The organism is Agarivorans litoreus (assembly GCF_019649015.1).
GTDB classification, from domain to species: domain Bacteria; phylum Pseudomonadota; class Gammaproteobacteria; order Enterobacterales; family Celerinatantimonadaceae; genus Agarivorans; species Agarivorans litoreus.
In genome coordinates, this window is sequence record NZ_BLPI01000001.1 from 669,561 (window position 1) to 691,855 (window position 22,295).

19 protein-coding genes are annotated in these 22,295 nt (G+C 44.3%); 8 read left to right on the forward strand and 11 right to left on the reverse strand.

Annotated elements, in window-relative coordinates:
• Window positions 1-2: 2 nt before the first annotated feature.
• The 8 genes from K5L93_RS03060 to K5L93_RS03095 form a co-directional block, all read right to left on the reverse strand.
• Window positions 3-374 (reverse strand): rhodanese-like domain-containing protein, encoded by a 372-nt coding sequence (locus K5L93_RS03060; RefSeq protein ID WP_220718427.1) that lies wholly within the window; start codon window positions 372-374, stop codon window positions 3-5.
• 49 nt (window positions 375-423) lie between these two features.
• A complete protein-coding gene (gene secF / locus K5L93_RS03065; protein WP_220721428.1) occupies window positions 424-1,335 on the reverse strand; it encodes a protein translocase subunit SecF in 912 nt (303 codons plus the stop codon).
• A 49-nt stretch (window positions 1,336-1,384) separates the two neighbouring features.
• On the reverse strand, window positions 1,385-3,238 hold the full coding sequence (gene secD / locus K5L93_RS03070; RefSeq protein ID WP_220718428.1) for a protein translocase subunit SecD: 1,854 nt from the start codon (window positions 3,236-3,238) through the stop codon (window positions 1,385-1,387).
• Between the two features lie 28 nt (window positions 3,239-3,266).
• Window positions 3,267-3,605, reverse strand: a complete 339-nt coding sequence (yajC, locus tag K5L93_RS03075) for a preprotein translocase subunit YajC (protein WP_016401246.1) — start codon at window positions 3,603-3,605, stop codon at window positions 3,267-3,269.
• A gap of 105 nt (window positions 3,606-3,710) precedes the next feature.
• Window positions 3,711-4,835, reverse strand: a complete 1,125-nt coding sequence (gene tgt / locus K5L93_RS03080) for a tRNA guanosine(34) transglycosylase Tgt (RefSeq protein WP_220718429.1) — start codon at window positions 4,833-4,835, stop codon at window positions 3,711-3,713.
• An 87-nt stretch (window positions 4,836-4,922) separates the two neighbouring features.
• Window positions 4,923-5,969, reverse strand: coding sequence for a tRNA preQ1(34) S-adenosylmethionine ribosyltransferase-isomerase QueA (gene queA, locus K5L93_RS03085; protein WP_220718430.1), 1,047 nt, complete (start codon window positions 5,967-5,969; stop codon window positions 4,923-4,925).
• A 77-nt stretch (window positions 5,970-6,046) separates the two neighbouring features.
• Window positions 6,047-6,997 carry a S1 family peptidase gene (locus tag K5L93_RS03090; RefSeq protein WP_220718431.1) on the reverse strand — a complete coding sequence of 317 codons (951 nt, stop codon included), beginning with the start codon at window positions 6,995-6,997 and terminating at the stop codon, window positions 6,047-6,049.
• A gap of 4 nt (window positions 6,998-7,001) precedes the next feature.
• On the reverse strand, window positions 7,002-7,655 hold the full coding sequence (locus tag K5L93_RS03095; protein ID WP_246614968.1) for a SanA/YdcF family protein: 654 nt from the start codon (window positions 7,653-7,655) through the stop codon (window positions 7,002-7,004).
• 209 nt (window positions 7,656-7,864) lie between these two features.
• On the opposite strand from K5L93_RS03095, the gene K5L93_RS03100 reads away from it, so the two are divergent.
• Entirely contained in the window at window positions 7,865-8,401 is a 537-nt protein-coding gene (locus tag K5L93_RS03100) for a cytochrome b (protein ID WP_220718432.1), read from the forward strand.
• A 69-nt stretch (window positions 8,402-8,470) separates the two neighbouring features.
• On the opposite strand, the gene K5L93_RS03105 is transcribed toward K5L93_RS03100, so the two are convergent.
• On the reverse strand, window positions 8,471-10,837 hold the full coding sequence (locus K5L93_RS03105) for a helicase-related protein (RefSeq protein WP_220718433.1): 2,367 nt from the start codon (window positions 10,835-10,837) through the stop codon (window positions 8,471-8,473).
• Between the two features lie 175 nt (window positions 10,838-11,012).
• On the opposite strand from K5L93_RS03105, the gene K5L93_RS03110 reads away from it, so the two are divergent.
• The gene (locus tag K5L93_RS03110) at window positions 11,013-12,065 is read left to right on the forward strand and encodes an aldo/keto reductase (protein WP_220718434.1); all 1,053 of its coding nucleotides are present in this window, start codon (window positions 11,013-11,015) and stop codon (window positions 12,063-12,065) included.
• Window positions 12,066-12,101: 36 nt separating this feature from the next.
• On the opposite strand, the gene K5L93_RS03115 is transcribed toward K5L93_RS03110, so the two are convergent.
• Entirely contained in the window at window positions 12,102-13,544 is a 1,443-nt protein-coding gene (locus K5L93_RS03115) for a DUF2867 domain-containing protein (protein ID WP_220718435.1), read from the reverse strand.
• Window positions 13,545-14,124: 580 nt separating this feature from the next.
• Window positions 14,125-15,000 carry a helix-turn-helix transcriptional regulator gene (locus tag K5L93_RS03120; RefSeq protein ID WP_220718436.1) on the reverse strand — a complete coding sequence of 292 codons (876 nt, stop codon included), beginning with the start codon at window positions 14,998-15,000 and terminating at the stop codon, window positions 14,125-14,127.
• A gap of 91 nt (window positions 15,001-15,091) precedes the next feature.
• Here K5L93_RS03120 and K5L93_RS03125 point away from each other — a divergent pair, with 91 nt between their 5' ends.
• From K5L93_RS03125 to K5L93_RS03150, 6 genes are all read left to right on the forward strand, one after another.
• Window positions 15,092-16,702, forward strand: a complete 1,611-nt coding sequence (locus K5L93_RS03125) for a glycoside hydrolase family 43 protein (protein ID WP_220718437.1) — start codon at window positions 15,092-15,094, stop codon at window positions 16,700-16,702.
• Between the two features lie 173 nt (window positions 16,703-16,875).
• Window positions 16,876-17,241 (forward strand): hypothetical protein, encoded by a 366-nt coding sequence (locus K5L93_RS03130; protein ID WP_220718438.1) that lies wholly within the window; start codon window positions 16,876-16,878, stop codon window positions 17,239-17,241.
• 317 nt (window positions 17,242-17,558) lie between these two features.
• Entirely contained in the window at window positions 17,559-18,932 is a 1,374-nt protein-coding gene (gene gad, locus K5L93_RS03135; RefSeq protein WP_220718439.1) for a glutamate decarboxylase, read from the forward strand.
• A gap of 83 nt (window positions 18,933-19,015) precedes the next feature.
• A complete protein-coding gene (locus tag K5L93_RS03140; protein ID WP_220718440.1) occupies window positions 19,016-20,884 on the forward strand; it encodes an aspartate:alanine exchanger family transporter in 1,869 nt (622 codons plus the stop codon).
• Between the two features lie 250 nt (window positions 20,885-21,134).
• Complete coding sequence (locus K5L93_RS03145) at window positions 21,135-21,797, forward strand: tRNA-uridine aminocarboxypropyltransferase (RefSeq protein ID WP_220721430.1); 663 nt, start codon at window positions 21,135-21,137, stop codon at window positions 21,795-21,797.
• 253 nt (window positions 21,798-22,050) lie between these two features.
• Window positions 22,051-22,257, forward strand: coding sequence for a cold-shock protein (locus K5L93_RS03150; RefSeq protein ID WP_163132538.1), 207 nt, complete (start codon window positions 22,051-22,053; stop codon window positions 22,255-22,257).
• Window positions 22,258-22,295 lie beyond the last annotated feature (38 nt).

Below are 22,295 nucleotides of genomic sequence, written 5' to 3' on the forward strand. Positions count from 1 at the left end.
TCTTATGCGCCTTCTAAGGGGTAGCCCGCTTCTTTCCAGCCTCGGATCCCACCATCCATAGAAATCACATTGGTATAACCCATCTTCACCAAATTGTCAGCACTCAAAGCCGAACGAAAACCACCACCACAATAGATAACGATCATGGTATCTAAATCAGGAATAGCCGTTTCTACGTCGCGCTCCATTACCCCTCGCCCCATATACTTAGCCATTGGGATACGGCTTTTTTGCCACTCATCTTGCTCTCGATTGTCAATCAAGGTGAATGCCAAACCTTGGTCCAGCCATTGTTTTACTTGGTGAACGTCACACTCTTTAATACGACTACGACAATCATCAACTAGCGCCAAAAAACGAGAATTATGAGCCATTGTGTTTTCTCCTTAATAACAAAAAACCCGCCGAAGCGGGTTTAGATAATTATGCGATAGGGTCCTGATCGGCACCTTCTTTCTCTTCGATTTCTTTGGGCATAAAGTCTTCTTTCTTAATGCCTAAGTACAATGCCAGCGTACTAGCAACGTAAATAGAAGAGTGAGTACCAATGAAAACACCAAACAATAAAGCCGTAGCAAAGTTGTGAATCAACTCACCACCCAACACGAACAAAGATACCAGTACCATGATGGTGGTTAACGAGGTCACAATTGTACGGTTAAAGGTTTGAGTTAAAGAAACATCGATAATCTCTTCAGGGTCGCCTTTGCGTAACTTACGGAAGTTTTCCCTGATCCTATCTGATACAACAATGGTATCGTTCAAGGAGTAACCTACTACGGTTAGCAGCGCAGCAATAACGGTGAGATCAAACTCTAACTGTAATAGTGAAAACAAACCTAAGGTTGCGATTACATCGTGAGCCAAAGCTAACACCGCACCTAAAGCCATTCGCCATTCAAAGCGCATTGCCACATACAGCAAGATACAGCCCAGAGCGGCGATAATAGCTAAGCCACCCTGCTCTGCTAACTCTTTACCTACCGTTGGGCCTACGTATTCAATCCGGCGCATTTCAACATTAGAATCTACTTCACTGCGAAGCAAACCCATAATGCTGTCACCTAAATGTTGGCTATCAATTCCTTCACGCGGCATCATCCGCAACAATACTTGGGTTTGAGAACCAAAGTATTGTGCAACGATATCAGGGTAACCATTGTTGCCCATCACTTCTCGTACTTCTGTAAGATCAGCTGCCTGAGAAAACTCAACTTCAATCAAAGTACCGCCAGTAAAGTCGAGACCCCAATTGATTTTGTTAATCGCTAGGCTAGCTACCGAAGCCACCATCAGCAAAACAGTAAACCAAATAAATGGTTTGCGGTGCGACATGAAGCGCACGGTGCCTTTTGGTCTAAATAAATAAAACACGTCGTAGCTCCTAGATAGACAACTTGTCTATTTTCTTACCGCCCCATACCCAGTTAACAATTACACGGGTACCTACAATGGCAGTGAACATAGATGTTGCAATACCAATCGCTAGCGTCACAGCAAAGCCTTTTACAGCGCCGGTACCAATCGCGAAAAGAATCAACGCAGTGATAAAGGTAGTGATGTTAGCATCAGAAATCGTTGAAAGTGCGTTGCTATAACCGTAATGAATTGCTTGCTGAGGGCTGCGGCCGTCGCTTAGCTCTTCACGAATACGCTCAAAGATAAGCACGTTAGCATCAACCGCCATACCAACGGTGAGTACAATACCCGCCATCCCCGGTAAGGTTAAGGTAGCACCTGGAATCATCGACATTACGCCAACAATTACCCCAACGTTTGCAATCAAGGCAAAATTAGCCACTAAGCCAAACTTACGGTAGTAAAGAGGCATGAATACCAGCAGTGCTAACAAACCAACCACAATAGCCATGAAGCCTTTATCGATGTTGTCCTGACCTAGGCTTGGGCCAACAGTACGTTCTTCAACAATTTGAATCGGCGCAATCAGCGCACCAGCACGTAAAAGTAGCGCTAAGTTTTGTGCTTCGGCAGGAGAGTCAATACCAGTAATTCGGAAACTACGACCAAGGCGCGATTGAATGGTAGCAACGTTAATCACTTCCTCTTGACGCTCTAGAATAGTTTTACCTTCACTGTCTTTATTGCCAGTAGGTTTGTACTCAATAAATAAAGTCGCCATTGATTGGCCAACATTATCTTTAGTGAAGGCAGCCATTTTGCTACCACCTTGACTATCAAGGCTAATGTTAACCTGCGGGCGGCTGTACTCATCAAAACCCGACTGTGCACCAACGATATGGTCACCGGTTAAAATAACTTGGTTACGCAATACTACTGGCGAGCCATCAACACGTTTTGCCAGTTGAGAACCAGGAGGTACTCGGCCTGCGGCTGCATCACGCACATCAGCGTCGGTATTTACCATTCTAAATTCAAGAGTAGCGGTTGCACCTAAAATTTCTTTAGCACGAGCGGTGTCTTGAACACCTGGTAATTGCACCACAATACGCTCAGAACCTTGTCGTTGTACCTGTGGCTCAGCAACACCTAACTCATTTACCCGGTTACGGATAATGGTAATGTTTTGCTGCAGTGCATACTCGCGAGTTTCTTTTAGCTTCTCATCAGTCATTTTAGCGCTAAGACGGAATTGGTCGCCTTGGCTAGCATCACTAAATTGGTATTCATTGTATTTGCGGTCTAAAAAGCTAATGGCTTTATCTAGGGTGTCTTCGTCACGAAAACGAACTACCACAGAATCGCCTTGCGATCTTACCCCAGCATAACGCAGTTTTTCTTCACGTAAGTCGCTTCGAAAATCTTGAATCATACCTTCTTGGGCTTTACTGATTGCGGCATCCATATCCACTTCCATTAAGAAGTGCACACCACCACGTAAGTCCAAACCAAGTTTAAGCGGGCCCGCACCGATGGCATCTAACCAACTAGGCGTTGCTGGAGCAAGGTTTAATGCAACGATGTAGTCGTCGCCCAATAAATCATGTAAGAGGCTTTTTACTTTAAGTTGGTCAGCATCGTTACGTAAACGTACTAAGGCTAAACCATCTTCAAAGGCAACAGAGCGAAAGTCGATAGACTGCTCTGTGAGGAAGTTGCGAATCTCGTCTAATTGGGCCAGCTCTACTTGAGCGCCCCGAGTGCCAGACACTTGTACTGCAGGATCCTCTCCGTACAAGTTTGGCGTGGCGTAAAGAAAGCCGATGGCAATCACAGCGATTACCATCAGGTTCTTCCACCAAGGGTATCTATTTAACAAAATCTTATCCCTAGTGACCGAATAGCTACTATAGCGACTTCAGCGTGCCCTTTGGCAATACCGCTGATACAAAGTCCTTCTTAAGCGTAACGGTGGTGTCATCGCTTAGGCTTAATTGGAAGTAGTCATTTTCATCAGAAATCTTGATGATTTTACCTACCAAGCCACCAGTGGTGAGTACTTCATCGCCTTTAGACAATGAAGACATCAAATTCTTATGCTCTTTAACACGCTTAGACTGTGGACGGTAAATCATGAAGTAGAAAATTACCGCGAAAATCACCATCATGAAAATTAGTTCCATGCCGCCACCTGCAGGTGCCGCTGCACCACCTTCTGCGTATGCTGGAGAAATAAATAAGCTCATTGTTACCCTCATTAAAAAATTAAAAACTTAAGATAATCTATACAACTACCTTATTAAATGGAGACGGAGCAAGCAAAAACAAGGCTTTGCTTGCTCAATCGGGCATTATTCCGCCAAAGGTGGGACTTCACGCCCCAACTTTGCGTAAAACTCTGCTACAAAATCGTCTAACTTACCGGCTGCAATTGCACCACGTAACCCTTCCATCAAGCGCTGATAGTGACGTAGGTTATGAATGGTATTCAAACGAGCGCCAAGGATTTCATTACACTTGTCTAAATGATGCAAGTAGGAACGAGAATAATTTTGACAGGTATAACAATCACACTCTTTATCCAGTGTATTTGTATCTTCGCGGTGACGTGCATTGCGAATTTTAATCACCCCTTCACTAGTAAATAGGTGACCATTTCGCGCATTTCGAGTGGGCATTACACAATCGAACATATCCACACCTCGGCGCACACCTTCAACCAAATCTTCAGGTTTACCAACCCCCATTAAGTACCGTGGTTTATCTTCAGGTACTTTATGCGCCACATAATCAAGAATGCGGTGCATATCTTCTTTGGGTTCGCCAACTGCTAAGCCGCCAATCGCATAACCATCAAAACCAATGTTAGTTAGGCCTTCCAACGACACATCACGTAAATGCTCGTATACGCCACCTTGGATAATGCCAAACAAGGCATTTTTGTTTTCCAACTCATCGTGGCGCTGACGAGAGCGAGCAGCCCAACGCAAGGACATTTGCATCGATTTATCCGCTTCTTCTTCAGTCGCGGGGTAAGGCGTACATTCATCAAAAATCATCACTACGTCGGAGCCCAAATCTTTTTGGATCTCCATCGATTTTTCTGGAGTTAAGAAGATTTTATCGCCGTTTACCGGGTTGCGAAAATGTACGCCTTCCTCAGTAATGTTGCGAATATCGCCCAGGCTAAATACTTGGAAACCGCCTGAGTCGGTAAGAATAGGCCCTTGCCAGTTCATAAAATCATGTAAATCACCGTGGGCTTTCATCACTTCTTGACCAGGTCGAAGCCAAAGGTGGAAGGTATTACCCAGTAATATCTCTGCACCCGTTGCACTTACTTCTTCTGGCGTCATGCCTTTTACGGTGCCGTAAGTACCCACAGGCATGAATGCAGGGGTTTCTACTGTGCCACGTTCAAACACTAAACGGCCGCGACGTGCTTTGCCGTCTTGCGCCAATAATTCATATTTCATAACTTACCTCAGATCGGAAAAACAGTCCGATTCAGATTGCCTCAAATAAGCGCTTAGATAATTGTCTAATCGCCAAAATAGGATTAACTAAGCGTCTTTACGCTCAATAAACATGGCATCGCCATAACTAAAAAACCGGTAACGCTGCTCTATAGCGGCTTGATAAGCCTTGGTCACATTATCTTTACCGGCAAATGCCGAAATCAGCATGATCAATGTAGACTCAGGCAGGTGGAAGTTGGTGACCATGGCATCAACCAACTCAAATTGATAACCAGGATAAATAAAAATATCAGTTTCTGCCGCGTAAGCTTGTAAAGCTTGCCCCCTGGCTTTGGCATCTTTAGCCGCGCTTTCTAATGAACGAACAGAAGTGGTACCCACCGCAATCACTCTGCCACCAGCTGCTTTAGCTTTAGCTATTTTAGCCACAACATCCTCGCCAACTTCGGCGTATTCAGAATGCATCACATGCTCATCTACCGACTCAACTTTCACCGGCTGAAACGTACCAGCACCAACATGCAAGGTAACAAAGGCAATATCTGCACCTTTGTCTTTAATTTGTTGCATTAACTCATCATCAAAATGCAAGCCAGCAGTTGGCGCGGCAACGGCACCGGGTTTCTCGCTATACACCGTTTGGTAACGCTCTTTATCTGCGTCTTCATCAGGCCTGTCAATATAAGGAGGTAATGGCATGTGGCCGTAGGCTTCAAGCAGTTCTAGTACTGTTCGCTGGTCATCAAAACGTAGTTCGAATAAGGCATCATGACGAGCTAGCATGGTGGCATCAAACGCATCGGCCAAACGCAGCGCTGAACCGGGTTTAGGCGATTTAGAGCAGCGAACATGCGCCAGCACTCGGTGCTCATCTAAAACACGCTCAATCAGCACTTCAAGTTTTCCGCCACTCGCTTTGTGACCAAACAAACGCGCAGGAATAACCCGTGTATTGTTAAAAACCAATAAATCGTTAGCTTTAATGTGCTCTAGTAGATCTGGAAACTGCTGATGCTGTAGCTCACCAGTATTGCCATTAAGACACAATAAACGACTATCGCGACGTTGCTGTTTTGGATAACGAGCGATCAACTCATCGGGGAGTTCAAAAGAAAAATCGGCAACACGCATTGGGCTAAAAACTCTGTGGGCTATTCAATAATCAACAAGGCCGCAATTTTAGTGATTGCGACCTGTAATAGCAAGGATTAGCGCTTGAAATGCTGTGCTTTGCTAAACCGCCGCAATAGCCACAAAGGCAAGCCTAAAACTAATAGCCACCAACTGGCACCACCACCGCTTGACGAGGGAGTATCCGCAATACTGCAATTAAGGCTGCTATCGCCAGCAATGCTGGCGGTATCGCTGATCCAAGTGCAAACGGTGCCTATGTCTGCATACACCCCTGAACTGCCTTGGCAAGACAGATTCCCCCAACTTACCAAGCCCAATAAACGATGTTGCTGCTGCTCCTCAATAAAAACCGGGCCTCCGCTATCACCCGAACAGGCGTCTTGGTTAGTGCCATAGGCACAAAACATTTGCTCGGTAATTGAAGAAGCGGACCACTCATCTTCACAACGGCTTTCGCTTATCAAGCTCAGGTTACCTTGCTGTAACACGTCTGGATAAATTGGATTCAAAGGGTCAGTATTGGTTCGCCCAAAGCCAATCACCTGCATAAAACCACCAATATTGAGCGCATCGGTCACCTTATTCGCATTAAGAATAACCGGCGTTACGCTTTGTGCTTCAGTTAATCGCAATAGGCTAACATCATAATCAAAGGCAGGACCAGAATCGGAAGGATTAACATAGCTTGGGTGCTGATATACCTCACTCACTTGCAAGGCATCCGAGTGAGCACTACTGGCAAACAGGTAATTTCCCAACAATACTTTTACCTCTGAAGCAGCAATCGTTCGATTCAGTCGGCTAGAGTCATAGGTACAATGAGCGGCTGTTAACACCCAGCGCTCACCAATTAACACCCCACCACAGCGCGATGAGCCAAGAAAAACTTGCGCCATCCACGGATAATTAGCCGGTGCATCATTACCACCAACAATAAATGGGACAATCTCTTGTTCTGCCTTAAGAGAAGGACTAAAGCCAAACAAAAGACACACCACAACCGGCCATACTTTGATTATTCTCATTTGCTTATTCTTCATTATTTTCACGAATTGTGACGTGTTCAGGAGCACCTAAAAAATGCGGCTCAGCATGCAGTACATGTAAATCAATCAACGCTTTGGTTCGCGCCAATACCTCACGCAGCCTAACCCGCCAATGAAAAGCTTGCGGTGCATCATCTACCACGTAACCATAAGCCTCGATACCATATTGGTTAGCAATGTATAAGGCCCGCTCAACATGAAACTGTTGCGACACAATAATTAAGGCCTGCTGGCCAAACACTTCTTTAGCTCTCACAATAGAATCAAAAGTACGAAACCCTGCATAATCCAAGGCAATATGCTCACGGGGTACATTTAAGCGCAGTACGTCGTTTAACATGGTTATAGGTTCATTATAATAGCGGGTAGCATTGTCGCCACTCAAGATTAGCGCCTGAACCTTATTGGTATGGTATAGCTTAGCTGCAGCTTCAACTCGAAAAGTATAATAAGTATTTAGTCGCTTACCCACATACTTACTTGTGCCTAATACTAAAGCAACTGGCTGAGGCGGCAGTTGTTGCATATCGCGAAACCACTGTCCAGAAACTTGGCGAGAAATATAACGATCTACAGCCACTAGGCAAGACAGCACTACGATAACCATCAGCAACACTACGCCAAGGAATCGTTTCACTACTAGCACTCCGACCATAATCTACAATTAACGCCATGCTAGCATAGCCAAACTTAGCAACCCAGTGACCAAAACATTTTTGCTTGAAAAAAGTCTTATCAACAATACCTTGGCAAGTTTTAAAGGCTGCGTAAAGAAGCGTAAATACAGTTTACATAAACAGACTTTTTGCTAAGTTAAGCCACATTTAATGTAATGGTATTTAACACATGAACTTAACAAATAGCCCGCAGAGCTTTGGGCTTCTTAGTAAACTGATTCACTGGTTAATGGCACTACTTATTTTAAGCTTAATTGCCGTTGCACTGTATATGGATACCTTGCCTAGAGGACCTGAGAAGTTTGAACTATACGACCTTCATAAAGGTTTAGGCTTACTCGCTATTGTAGCGATAGCAATACGAATTGTTTGGCACCGCGTAAGTAAAGTACCCGCTCCTATTGGTGAAGGGATAAAGCTTAAGATGGCACATCTAGGCCACATCGCTTTATATCTGCTGATGTTAGCAATGCCTATTTCCGGCTTGATTATGTCGTTGTCTGGCGGCCATGATGTTAAGTTTTTTGGCTTGTTTACGGTAGCCGGTTTTGCAGAAAAAAATGAAACACTTAACGAGATTGGCTCGGCTATTCATCACTACGGCGGCCAACTTCTCTATGTGGTGCTTGCAGTGCATGTACTCGCAGCTTTATATCACCACTTCATTCTAAAAGATGACACACTAAAACGAATGACCGCTAAATAGAAAACACCTTTATTAGCGACTCGCTGTTAAGCTAAACAACTTGCTGCGAGCGCTAACTAAAAGCACAAATTAAGTAAGAGCCACTCGCTTGCTCGCTTTAACATAAAACACTCGCCAACCTGCCCATGTTGGCAGCTCCCAACGTTTAGGTCCCGCTTTACGACCGCCAGAAGCATAGTGAGCAATCACTTGTTTAGAACCTGCTTTGTATTCAACATCCAGTTTTAAGTCTGCCAATACTAACTGTCGCGGGTAGCGTTGCTCAAAGTCTTCGCGTTGCCATTGGGGGATCCCCTCAAATACAAAATCTGTAGCTTCGATTAAACTAAAGTCTTCGGCATTTTCTACGCCTAATAAAGCCAATTGAGAACTCAACCACTCTAGAGAATTTACTTTGTCACCTTCTCCACCGCCGTGTTTTTCACCAAGGCTTACCCATAAGTTCCAAGCCGCAATATCTTGAATAAAATCTAGTTGGCTAAAGCCAGACTGTTGATTGGCGAGTATCCGCTTAGCCAGCGCTTGGCGATAGTCTTCTGCGCTTAAGGCAACTTTCTCACTGCCAATCACTCTGCCTGCATACACTCGTTGCATCAGCTGAGAGCCATCAGCAGCAACACTCGTTTTGCTTTGTAGCTCGCCAAAGCGGTGTTTTGCCAATAACTCTAAACTCACCGGCGCTAAGCACAAACCAATGTTATTTAACTGCTTTACTCCTCGCCCGGGTAAACTGTAGAGATCAAACACCACTGCCGCTAATTGAGCATCATCAAATAAGCTTTCTCTGCTAATTTGCAACTCTGCATTTCCATTTCCCATCGCATTGGTGCGCTTTTCTCGTCTTACATATACCAGTTCTTTAGCGCCAACTAACAAGGCTTCTAGCAGTTTATCGCGGCTATAGCTTTTCGCATAAGCAAGATCATCTAAAGCCATTACTGAACGTAATTGCTCGGCTAACTCCTGCGCTTGCTTTAAAGCGTCTTGGTTTACCGTTAGTTCATCCGGCCAAGTTTTCCCGCGCAGCAAATCTAGTGTAATGCTCATATCACAATGCAAAGGTTGCCACTGGCTCAACACTTTTAAAGCGTGTTCCGATTTTGGCTTTTGATAAAGGCTACGATTAATACTTAAGGCCGCGGCCAAGTCGAGCATAGCCTCACGCTCCGGCCCCTTGGGGACAAGGTTGACCAAATGCGAAAAATAACTGTCAATCGGTAAGTTTAATAAGCGTTGGCCGTGTTCACTTAAACTGTCTTCGGTGCGCAAAGCCTGCATTCGGTTTAGCCGTTCACTAGCAATGCTTAATGACTTTTCAGGCAATGCTTCAAGAAATTGAAGCTTTGCTAAAGCGTGATGACAGCTTGCCGCAAATAGCATCGGCTCTAACAACTCTTCACGCAGCAATTGTGGCGGCGTTACACACTCTAGCGGCGCAAACTCTCCCCATAAACGGTAACAATGGCCTGCACATACTCGGCCTGCTCGGCCACGTCGCTGCTCGGCACTGGCGCGTGACACCCGCTCCAAACTCAATACCGTTCTGCCGGCGCGCTGCTTGGTGCGCCGCTCCAGGCCAGAATCAATCACACTGGTAATTCTTGGAATGGTTAAACTGGTTTCGGCAACGTTTGTTGCAAGAATAATTCGCCTTACCCGCTGTTCGCTGCTGTTGTCCAGTATGGTTTTACGCTCTTGCGCGCTAATGCTTGCGTGCAGTGGCAATACCTCTGCATCAAGCCCACTCAAACTAGCTTGGCAGGCTTGAATCTCTGCTCGGCCTGGCAAGAACACCAATACATCGCCCTCATCCTTTAGCAAAGCCTTCTCAACAACCTGCTTAACTGATTCGGTAACTCGTCGGCTATCTGGCAGGTGATGAGACTCGCGCGCTTCATAACTCACACTAACTGGGAACTCTCTCCCGGTAGTTTTGAGCACCTTCGCAGCTAAATATTCACTCAACTTATTGCCTTGCAAGGTAGCCGAAGTTACCACCACTTTAAGTGGTAAAAACTTAGCTAAAGCTAACAACAAATCGCAATCCCACCGGCGCTCATGAAACTCATCAATAATCAGCACTGCATAATCAGCAAGTTTATTTTCGGCTAACCAACGCAAGGCGATCCCGGGAGTGACAAAAGCAATGTTAGTATTTTCATTAACGCTTGAGTGGAAACGAATTGAATAACCCACCTTAAAAGGCAATCCGCTTAAACTCAGCTGTTCAGAGACATAAGTGGATAAAGCCTCACAAGCTATCCGCCTTGGTTGCACCACCAGCACTTTACCTAAGCTAGCCGCCCACACCGGCAAACGGGTGGACTTGCCTGAGCCAGTGGCAGCTTCTACCACCAAATGATCATGAGCAAGTTGCTCAACAAACCGCGTTTGCAGGGAATCAATAGGTAATGACGAGGGTTTATAGTCGCTCACGTAATATCCAATGGCTTATTTGAAACGTTGGCATATTACCCTTAAGCAAACTTTATCGCGAATCCTAGCCATGTTACTCAGCTAATCTACCATCAAGAATTATTTGTACTTGCTTTCACAATTAGCCATCACCTAAGCTAACTGCTTGTGCGCTAACCCGATTAATGGACCTAACATGAATTTTTCTAAACTTGGCAGCAGTAACTTATCAGTTTCGCGAGTGTGCTTAGGCAGTATGACCTGGGGCCTACAAAATAATCAGCAAGATGCTAATCAACAGATTGATTACGCCCTAAGCCAAGGGGTTAATTTTATTGATACTGCAGAAATGTACGCTGTTCCACCCTCTCCAGATACCTACGGCAAAACCGAAGCCATTATTGGCAATTGGCTTGCAGCCAACCAGCAGAAACGTAACGATGTAATTATTGCCACTAAAATTGCTGGTGCTGGCTTGCCTTGGGTGCGTGATGGCGGCCCTATTAATGGTGAAGAAGTGGTAGCAGCAGTAGATGCCTCATTAAAGCGTTTACAAACCGACTATATTGATTTGTACCAACTACACTGGCCAAATCGCTCCACTCCACACTTTGGTAAACACTGGCCGAATCATATTCAACCAACCGCACTAGATGCTGCTGACCACCAAGCCCAGATGCTAGATATACTGCAAGGCTTGCAACGCTGTATTGAAGCCGGAAAAATTCGTCACTGCGGCTTATCTGACGATACTCCTTGGGGAATAAATACTTATCTTAAGTTGAGCGAACAACATAACTTGCCACGCATGGTGTCGATTCAAAACGAGTTTAGTTTGTTACATGCTAAAGATTGGCCGTATTTGATTGAGAATTGTGTGCAAGAGAATATTGCCTATTTGCCTTGGTCTCCGTTGGCTGGGGGGATGCTTAGCGGTAAATATGCCAACGGCGCTCGCCCAGAAGGCAGCCGCTGGACCTTTATGCAACGCAACGGCATTTTCCGCGATACCGAACTTGCTCACCAAGCGGTTGCCGCCTATGCCGACCTAGCAGCGCACTATGGCTATACGCCTGCGCAATTAGCCTTAGCCTGGTGCGACCAAGTAGACGGAGTAAGCTCTACCATTATTGGTGCCACCAGCATGCAGCAGTTAGAAGAAGACATTGCCGCATTTGCTATGCCTTTAAGTGAGAAGGCAATGGCCGACATTGGCGAAGTATTTAAACGCTACCCAGCACCTTACTAGGGTTTAAGTCCACCATTAGTTGTGATTAATGGTGGACTACTTTTGTTCTTCAGTTTGCTGATTCTGCTCTGCCAACTTGGCCATGTTTTTAGTCATTCCCCAAAGTAACCAGCCATGCCAAGGCGCAAAAAAGTACCAATATACTAGGCCCCAGAAACCGGCCGGATGCCAATACAAAGCCACTTCCAATTGGTGTTTATTTTCACTCAAAGGCTCGATACTAATTTGCATACCGCCGCCCCCGGGTGCTTTCATACCAAAACGCATCACTAAGTATTCATCTTCTTCAACACTCAAGATGGTCCAAGAATCGACTCGATCCCCTACTTGCAGCATTCGATAATCACTGCGCCCGTGTTCTCTACCTTTTCCACCAACTGCAAAATCCATCCATTCGCGCAGAGCCCACAGCACATCGAGGTAAAAGTAACGATGCTTACCACCTAGTAAATTTATTACTCGCCAAGTGTTTGCTGCTGAGGCATTCACCGTGACGGTTTTTTTAGCCACTTTGGCATAAAAGCCATGCAATGAGGAAAAGTTTCTGAAGGTGGGCACGCCATCTTGCCAGCGCTTAGGGTAAGTATGTACTTGCTCTTCTTCAAATACCTGCGCAATGGCATCGTCAATTGACATTAATTGTTGAGGAATTAAACCACGTAATACCTCTGGTTTGGCCTCCAACTGTTCAGCTAACCCTGCAATCAAAGCCTTAGCCAAACTTTGTGGCACAGAGGTTATTAAACCTAACACGGTGCAAGCAAGCTTTATTGGCAGTCCAGGTAGCACCATAATTTTTATCGACTTATTTAAGTGCTTAGCAATGCGTAACATAAGCTGTCGATAGCTTAACCATTCTGGCCCGGCCGCATCTAATACCATGCCTGCCGTTTCTGGCATGTTGGCGAGTTTAACCAAGTAATGGAGCACGTTTTCCAAGGCTATTGGCGGCGCTTTAGTCTCAATGGCTTTAGGTACAAAAGCTAAAGGCATATGCCCCACCAAGTCGCGCATCACCTCAAAAGCAGCGGAGCCGGGTGTAATAATAATGCCTGCTCGTAACTCCGTCACAGCAACCCCGCTCGAGGCCAACGCTTCAGCAGTCGCTATACGCGCGAGCATGTGCTCAGACTTAGGTTTAACCGATACTAAACTGCCCATATAAATAATACGCTGCACCCTAGCCGCAGCTGCTGCATTGGCAAGGTTTTTGGCGGCAATCGCTTCTAGTTCGCTATGAGCCTGACCATCGCTCATGCCATGCATTAGGTAATACACAAGATCAATGTCTTCCAGAGCATCTGGCAGGCTACTAGGCTCCAGCAAGTCTAAGGTAAAACGCGGACAACTTAACTCTGGCCAAGGCGCTGGTTTATTAGGGTCGCGCGAACTAACACTCACATGATGACCAGCCCCAACCAAAGCCGGCACCAGCTTTCGACCAATAGTACCCAATGCTCCAATAACCAGTATTCGCACTAAACAACCCTAATCTACTGTTAATACCAATCGTACTAAGTAACTGTTCATTCTATCTGGTTAAAATACTCGATAACTGCGTTAGAATTTTTGATTGTAGAATAACTACTTATCGAAAAATCCTGCCTTATTCTCGAGCATTTTTCCTGCGATATTTCTGATCCCTTACTTAGTGTGATTGGTATAAATTTGTTAACTACAGCCTAGCTGAATTTTCCCACAATTTAAGAGAATTTTTTCTAAGCAGCTAAAATAACAGTATTTTCTAGCTGGATTATGAGGGTTAGCTAACAAGGCTTGGAGGCTACAACTTAAAACGGTTTGATGCTTATTGACGTACACCAAAATTATAGTGGATTGGCTATTCAGTCTTACTTAACCTGAGCTCTGGATAAAGAAGTGACGATAACTCTGCAACCCAGTACTTAATCTAGCTTCATGTTTCTTGCGAAATAGTTTTGCTTAGTTCAAGGCGAAGCTGCGCGCCAATAGCTAGCCTATTGCAATGCAAGTAGCTTCAACACCGAAATAAGTAAAAGTAGCCGCTAGAAACCAGTTTATTATCTCGAGCTCAGGTTACCTAACCAAATGACAACACCGTTTGAGTAGACTGGCGAAACTGACCCGGTGACATGCCCATTACTTGCTTAAACTTGGCACAAAAATATGCGCTATCGGAAAACTCACAGGCATAAGCTATTTGGGTAATGCTTTGTTTACTGTCGCTGAGCATAGCAACTGCGGTATTAATTTTTCGTTTGAGTAAATAATCTTTATAGTTTTGGGCAAATAAAGACTTAAATACCCGTGAAAAATGGTATCTCGACATACCACAAATATCAGCGGCTTGTTGCAAACTTAAGTTAAGTGTTTGCTGGCTCTCTAGGTGGTGAAGCAAGGGGATTATTTTTGCTAAGCCTTTGTTTTCTTTTAATACGCTAGCATTTTTTTCGGTACTGAATTGGCAGCGAGATTGCTGGCCGGCCAAAAACAAAAATAATGTGCGCAATAAGCTATGCGCCAAATTCCGTCCATCATTGTTGTTATCTACGTTCTCTAACCAAGCAAATTGGCTATGTAAGTACCCTGCTTGCTGGTCATTAAGTTGCAACACTACAGGCTTCTCTAATTGAGAGGCCACATCCAATAAGGCTAACTCGCTATATAAATATCGCTGAAACTGCAGCAGACTAAACTCTCGCTCTTCACCTTGCATCTCCATTTCGTGCATCGCCAATGAAGGAACAAATACCAGTGAATTATCATTTAACTCTATTGATTGCCCGCCGATCCCCACCTGCCCTTTGATCTTTTTAAACAACATAAGCTCGCACAACATGTGAAAGTGAGTTGGGATCCCTAAACTGGGTTCATCAATAATGTGAAAACGGCGCAAATAGTAGGATTTACCCTGAGGAAGGTGGATGTTTTCAAAACTGAGAGGATGCGCAGCCATAATAGCAATATCTTTATACTTTAAAGCCTATAAATTACATATAAGCATAATTTAAAGCAATAAATTACCAGTACAAACTTTAGGAGTAACTATGGCTACTATTACTAACCCTATTCTTACTGGTTTTCGTCCCGATCCATCGATTATTCGCGTAGAAGACGATTACTACATTGCTACCTCTACTTTCGAATGGTTTCCGGGCATCATGCTCCACCACTCCAAAGATCTAGTGAACTGGCGAATTATCGGCCATGTACTTAACACCGTTGACCACTTAGATATGCGTGGTATGGACAACTCCGAAGGGGTATACGCGCCAGCCTTAAGTTATGCCGATGGCAAGTTTTGGTGCTGCTTCTCTAACGTGCATTCTTGTCGTGGCGCAACTTGGATGTCTACTCCCAGCTATGTGGTAAGCGCCGAGGACATTCGCGGCCCATGGAGTAAACCTGTATCCATAGGCAACTATGGCTTTGACCCATCACTGTTTCATGATGACGATGGCAAAAAATACATGGTAAACATGGTGTGGGATGGCCGTAAAAAAACTGACTTTTTTGGTGGCATTGTTCTACAAGAATTTGATGCCGGGTTAGGCCAGCTAGTTGGCAAAGAAAGAATAATCTTTAACGGTACCAAGCTGGGCTGTACAGAAGGGCCACAAATTCTTAAAAAAGATGGCTGGTATTATCTTATCACTGCAGAAGGCGGTACATCATACGACCATGCAGTCACTGTTTGCCGCGCCAAAAATGTTTGGGGCCCCTATGAGCTGCACCCAGGAAACCCAATTCTAACTTCTCGCCACCAAGACGACGCCGAATTACAACGTGCGGGGCATGGCTTTTTAGTAGAAACCCAAAATGGCGAATGGTATTTGTCGCATTTGTGTGGCCGTCCAATTAGCGACCCAGAAAATCCTAAAGAGACATCAAAATATGCCCAAGGTCGCTGTACCTTAGGTCGAGAGACCGCGTTACAAAACGTAGAGTGGCGTGCTAACTGGCCCTATGTTGTAGGCGGTACAACCCCAAGACTAGAGATCCAAGCGCCAAAACTAGCGGCTCAACCTTGGCCGGTTGAAGCAAGCCGTGATGACTTTGATAACAGCACCTTAGCGGTAAAATACCAATCACTAAAAGACCCATTTGAAGAATCATGGATATCTTTAAACAAGCGCCCGGGTTATCTACGCCTAGCAGGCCGTGACTACTTGTACTCACGCTACAACCAAAGCATGTTGGCGCAGCGAGTTACCGCATTTAACTGCATCAGCGAAACCGCTGTAGAGTTTGACCCCCGCTCACCACGGCAAATGGCAGGTTTGGTAGCTTACTACTCACGTGGCGGACACTACTTTTTAAAAACCTCAGCTAACGATGCTGGCGAACAAATCATTCAAGTTGTGGGCGACATTGATGATAAGTATCAAGAATACACTGACGAAATCGTTATTGGCCGCAGTAAACGGGTTTACATGCGCCTAGAGCAACGTACTCAGTGGTATCAATTTAGCTATTCTTCAGACGGAAAAGTTTGGCAAACCATTGGTGAACCTTTAAATGCCACTCACTTATCAGATGAAGGCAGCAACGATGTGTTTCGCTTCACCGGCTCGTTTGTTGGTTTATTTGCTTGTGACCTAACAGGTAAGCAGATTGAAGCTGACTTTGATTACTTCGACTACCAAACGTTAAGTTAGTCTGAAATAACCAAAGTTAGATTGCGCTATTTAGAGTACTAGGTAGTGCGATCTAACTCTTAGTTTCAACTATTGCACTAATCAGAAAACAGTTATTTTGATTTAAATCAGTATCTTGCTATATAGAGATTGCCACACTCGCTGCATCATTTTTAACCACTAAGCCGCACAGTATGCAATCTTCAATTCGTTGGTTTCTCGCCCCCTGTTGTATCTGTTTTCTGCTAAGTGCTGCCCACTTCTACCACGCTCACCAGCAAATTTACGTTACATTATGCGTAATGGGCCTTTTTAGTATTTTAGTTCGTCATCCAATTTGCTTGCGGCTAAACCAATGCGCAATGATGCTGCTTACCGCAGAGTGGATTAATACCATTGCAAAAATTTACGTCGTTCGCAGCGCCTATGATCAACCTTGGTTACGCATGGCATTTATCCTTGGGGCCGTTGCCTTGTTGCACCTCGCCACTGCCTTGTTGTTTCAGCATTACAAAATTCGCCGCTACTTTGGGTACCCACGCCAATATTTATTCCGCTAAAACTTACTCTCATACTCTTTTTTTAAACAAATACTGCCTTTTTTAGATTTATTTAACTAAATCCTTAGTGCCCCCTCAGCAATAAAATAGAAATAAAACCAACTTAAACAAACACTTAAATAAAGATCCATCCTGCCAGACATAAGTTGATGGATTGAATCCATCAAGCACGAGTTAAGAAATTCAATCAGCACAAATAATATAGGCCTCAGTCGGTTCTAGCAGGGTTAACTGCTGGTATCCCAAAGAAAAAAGCACATTCATATTTAACACTCAAGGCAACAAATAAGCCTTTACGAAACTAAGTAGGAAGAACTATGTCACACGACAAAAACGCTGATTTAACTCCATACGAACAATTCAACGTACAATTACCAGAAGCATTTCCTGAAGAAGGTATGGCAGCTCGTGCAGCAGCTTCTTTAGTAAAAAGCGAATGCTGGACCGACGCAAACCCAATGCTTAACTTATCTTCTTTCGTAACGACCTTTGTTGAACCTGAAGCTGCAGAAATATTTAAAGACGGGTCTTTCCGTAACTTTGCAGACCCAGACATGTACCCTCACACTAAAGCAACTGAAGAAAAATGTGTTAAGTGGCTGCATGACCTTTGGAATGGCCCTAAAGATGTAGAAGCTTACGGTGCGGCAACTATTGGCTCATCAGAAGCTTGTATGCTTGCTGGATTAGCGCATAAGTGGAACTGGCGTCAAGCCCGTGAAAAAGCAGGTAAAGATACCTCAAGACCAAACATGGTAACCGGTGGTAACGTGCAAATTGTATGGAAAAAGTTCCTAAAATACTTTGACGTTGAGCCACGCATTGTTCCGCTAAAACCTGGTCAATACCGATTAACTGCAGATCAACTAGATGAATACGTTGATGAGAACACGATTTGTGTAGTGGGTATTGCAGGTCAAACCTTCACAGGTGAAGATGATGACTTCCAAGCTATCCACGATTGGTTAGATGCTTACGAAGAAAAAACGGGCATTTCGATCCCTATGCATATCGATGCTGCGTCTGGTGGTTTTGTTAACCCTTTCCTTTACCCAGATTACAAATGGGACTTTCGCCTACCACGCGTACAGTCTATCAACGCATCAGGCCACAAATTTGGTTTAGTACCTCCTGGACTAGGTTGGATTATTTTCCGCGAGCGAGCAGTATTTAATGAAGATTTAGTATTTTATGTTAATTACTTGGGCGGTGAAGCAGCAACAGCCACTCTTAACTTTAGTAAAAGCTCAGCTACCGTTCTGGCGCAGTACTACAACTTCATTCGACTAGGTAAAGAAGGCTACACTCGCATCATGAAGCAAACAGTGGAAAATGCCGAGTACCTACGCGACCGTCTACTTGCTACTGGCAAATTCAAAATTATGAATGAAACCCAGCGTATTCCTGTAGTTGCATTAACTCTGGATGAGTCAGTCACTCGATATAACGAGTTTGATATTTCAAATAAAGTACGTGAACGTGGCTGGATTTTATCAGCTTACTCAATGCCAGCTAACGCACAAGAAGTAAACAGCCTACGGATTGTTGTTAGACCACATCTTAACCGTGACGCTGCAGAGATTCTTGCTCGAGATATTGAAATGGCCTGTGAATACTTGGAAGAGCATGGTGGCAACGCTACCCCTCCTAAGTTACACAATACGCACAAAGTTTCTCCAAGTAAGTGCTAATAACCCTTTCAATCTCTTAGCTATAAAGAAGAAGTACAGTGCAGTTACTTCTTCTTTTCTTCAAAACAAAGCTGGATAACGCAATGAACAATCGAACGACATTATTAGGGGCTTTAGCCCACCCCTCTAAACGCATGATGAGCTTAATGCTGGGGTTATGCACACTAGCAATATTATTCTTTGGCAATGCTTATGCCGCCACCGTAGAACCAGAAGCATCAAGTGGCATTGCATGGGCACTTAGCTATCTTGCAGAAAACCCTTTCGCTTACCTATTTCTTACACTTGCGATTGGCTATCCCATAGGCCGCATCACGGTAGGCGGCATTTGCCTAGGCGCTACTGCCGGTACACTAGTAACAGGCATTCTAATAGCCTTAGCTTCTAGTGCCCTATACGGTATTACTTACAACATTCCAGGCCTTGTAGAAGACATCTTCTTAATGCTGTTTATGTATGCCCTAGGTATGCGTGTTGGACCACAATTTTTTTCTGGCCTAGCGCGTGGTGGGGTAGATTTTCTAGTTATTGGATTAATTGTTGTGTTCTCTAACTTCCTAATAGTGTTCTTTGGAGTGAAAGTTCTCGATTTAGGCCCTGGTTATGCTGCGGGCATTATTTCAGGTAGTTATACCGTAACTGCGGTTATGGGGGTTGCTCAATCCGCGGTAAATAGTGGAGCTTTCCATTTACCAGAAGGTGTTACTGCCGATATGGTTGGGGCAAACATGGCTGCCGGTTATGCCATCAGCTACGTATTATCTTCAATCTTCATTATCTTGTTAATTAAATACCTACCAAAAATGTTTGGTAAAGATCCAGTGATTGAAGCACAAAAAGCTGAAGGTGAATTTGGTGGTGGTGAAGACGGTGGAGCGCTCCCAGGCACAGCAGGAACTTCAGAACTAGGCTTTACAGACAAGCAAATTCGCTCTTATTTAGTCGAGCATCAAGAGTTAGTGGGTAAAACTGTAAACCAACTATTTAAAATGAATCCACATGCTGCCATTTTAAAAGTTGTGCGTGATGACGAAGTTATTGACGCACAAGACAACCCAACTCTGCAACTAGGTGACATCGTTGGCGTAATGGGCAATTACAATCTACTACTTAGTGGTGAAACTAAAGTAGGTAAAGAAGTATCAGAACCTCGTGCCCGAATGACCGAGATAGAAGTTGCAGACGTTCACGTAGGCAAAAGTGAATTTGCAGGAAAAACCCTAACAGAAGTAGCCAATGAAATAGGGTTTGGCATTCACCTAAAATCAATGTTTAGAGCTGGTGTGGCCATTCCTCACTTACCTAAAACTATTGTAGAAAAAGGCGATGTATTACGTATTGCAGGCCCTGTTTGGTGCGTAGAAAAAGCCGCAAAACAATTAAAAGCTGTACCAATCGTAGAAAGCACTTATACAGAAGTATCATTTATGTCTTTCGCACTATTTATTGGCTTTGTGATTGGCCATGCCAGTGTTGAAATAGGCGGTATTCCTTTCGCCTTAGGTACTTCAGCAGGCTGTATGCTTATGGGGATTTTAGTATCTTGGTTACGTACCAGAAATCCAGATTTTGGTGGTCCAACTAGCGAAGGTGCACGCGCATTCTTGAACGATATTGGCTTAAGCTTGTTTGTTGCAGTGCTAGCCGCAGGCGTGGGTCCTAAAATCATGTCATCATTCCAAGGTACAGTGGTGATTTGGATTGCGGTACTAGGTCTATTAGGTGCACTAGTTCCACCATTCTTAGCTTGGATATATGGTTACTACTTTAGAAAAATGAACCCTGTCGTACTAGCGGGAGCCTGTGCTGGCGGACGCAATAGCACACCAGCACTAAATGGCATACAGGACATCTCTAAAAGTGGTATTGCCGCGGTAGCTTACCCAGTACCTTATGCGCTTACTTCTGCCATTGTATTAATCCTTGGCTATATAGCGATGGTGTTCTCATAAGTAACAACAATATTACCGCTCCATAGACCACACGATGAAGCCTTAACACTACCTTGAGTATTGTTAAGGCTTTTTTCCTGCCATCTCTAAAAGCTTAGCCCCCCCTACGCTTTCCGCTTTACATTGTGACGCTTACAGCCCTTGTTTTGGTAACAAAATAATTTACTAAAGCAGCCGATAACACAAGCACTGCGCTTTATTCGTGTTGATCTAAGTGTTCGCGTATACTGCTGTTTTTTCTACTGTGTTAATGCTAGTGAATCGCTTTTTACAACTTTATGCCCAACGCAAAGCCTCCGCCACAACTCAATTTAAAGGTCGTGGAGCACGCCGAGAGCGTTGCCAAACCTGCCAAATGCCTCAGCAACATTGCTTTTGTGAGCAAGCTGTTTTACAAGATAGTAACTGTGGTTTTGTGCTACTAATGCACAACAAGGAAGTATTGCGCCCCAGCAATACTGGGCGATTTATTGCTGATCTTATCCCTGACACCTACGCGTTTATTTGGCAACGAACAGATCCTTGCCAAGCCTTAATTAAGCTATGCGAGCAACCACAATGGCAACCTTATGTGGTTTTCCCCGCTGCATTTAGTCAACCAGAGCGAGTAAGAGAAAAAGTAGAATTAACACAAGGTTGTAAGCCCTTATTCATTATGCTGGATGGTAGTTGGCGCGAGGCCAGAAAAATGTTTCACCAAAGCCCTTGGTTAGATAAATTTCCCGTCATTTCGATTAATCCCGAGCAAGCTTCTAGTTATGGATTACGTTCGCGGCCCATAAAAGGCCAATGGGCCACAGCAGAAGTAGCAGCCCAATTACTCGCGATGAATGGAGAAAAAAACAATGGCAAACTGCTGGAGCAACGCTTTAGTCAATTTACTCAACAAACCCTTGCTGGCAGGAGCCATTAACCAGTATTAATCACCATGTTTAGCGTCAAAAACCAGCGGTTTAAGCGACTACTTTCGTGAGACACATCACGCATTGAAAACGTTATCAAGCAAAATTGGTTTTGCTGCGTTTTGTCACTATGCCTAAGCCTTTAGTTGTTGTTATGATGTTGGCGCTTGACAAGACAGCGCATAATTTGAACAAAATTATTAAACCCTGCAGACCAAGCAAATTCAAAAATAAAGTATTATTTCAATTGTTTCAGGAGACATAATGTCTAAAAGCACTGGTACCGTTAAGTGGTTTAACGAAAAGAAAGGTTTTGGTTTCATTTCTCAGCAATCTGGCGCAGATGTGTTTGTACACTTCCGTGCAATTTTAGGAGACGGCTTTAAATCACTTGAAGAAGGCCAGAAAGTAGCATTTGACGTTGAAGACGGTCAAAAAGGCCCACAAGCAGCCAACGTAGAGCTTGTATAAATAACGCTTAGAAGCATAACCTTGGGATTAGGTTATGC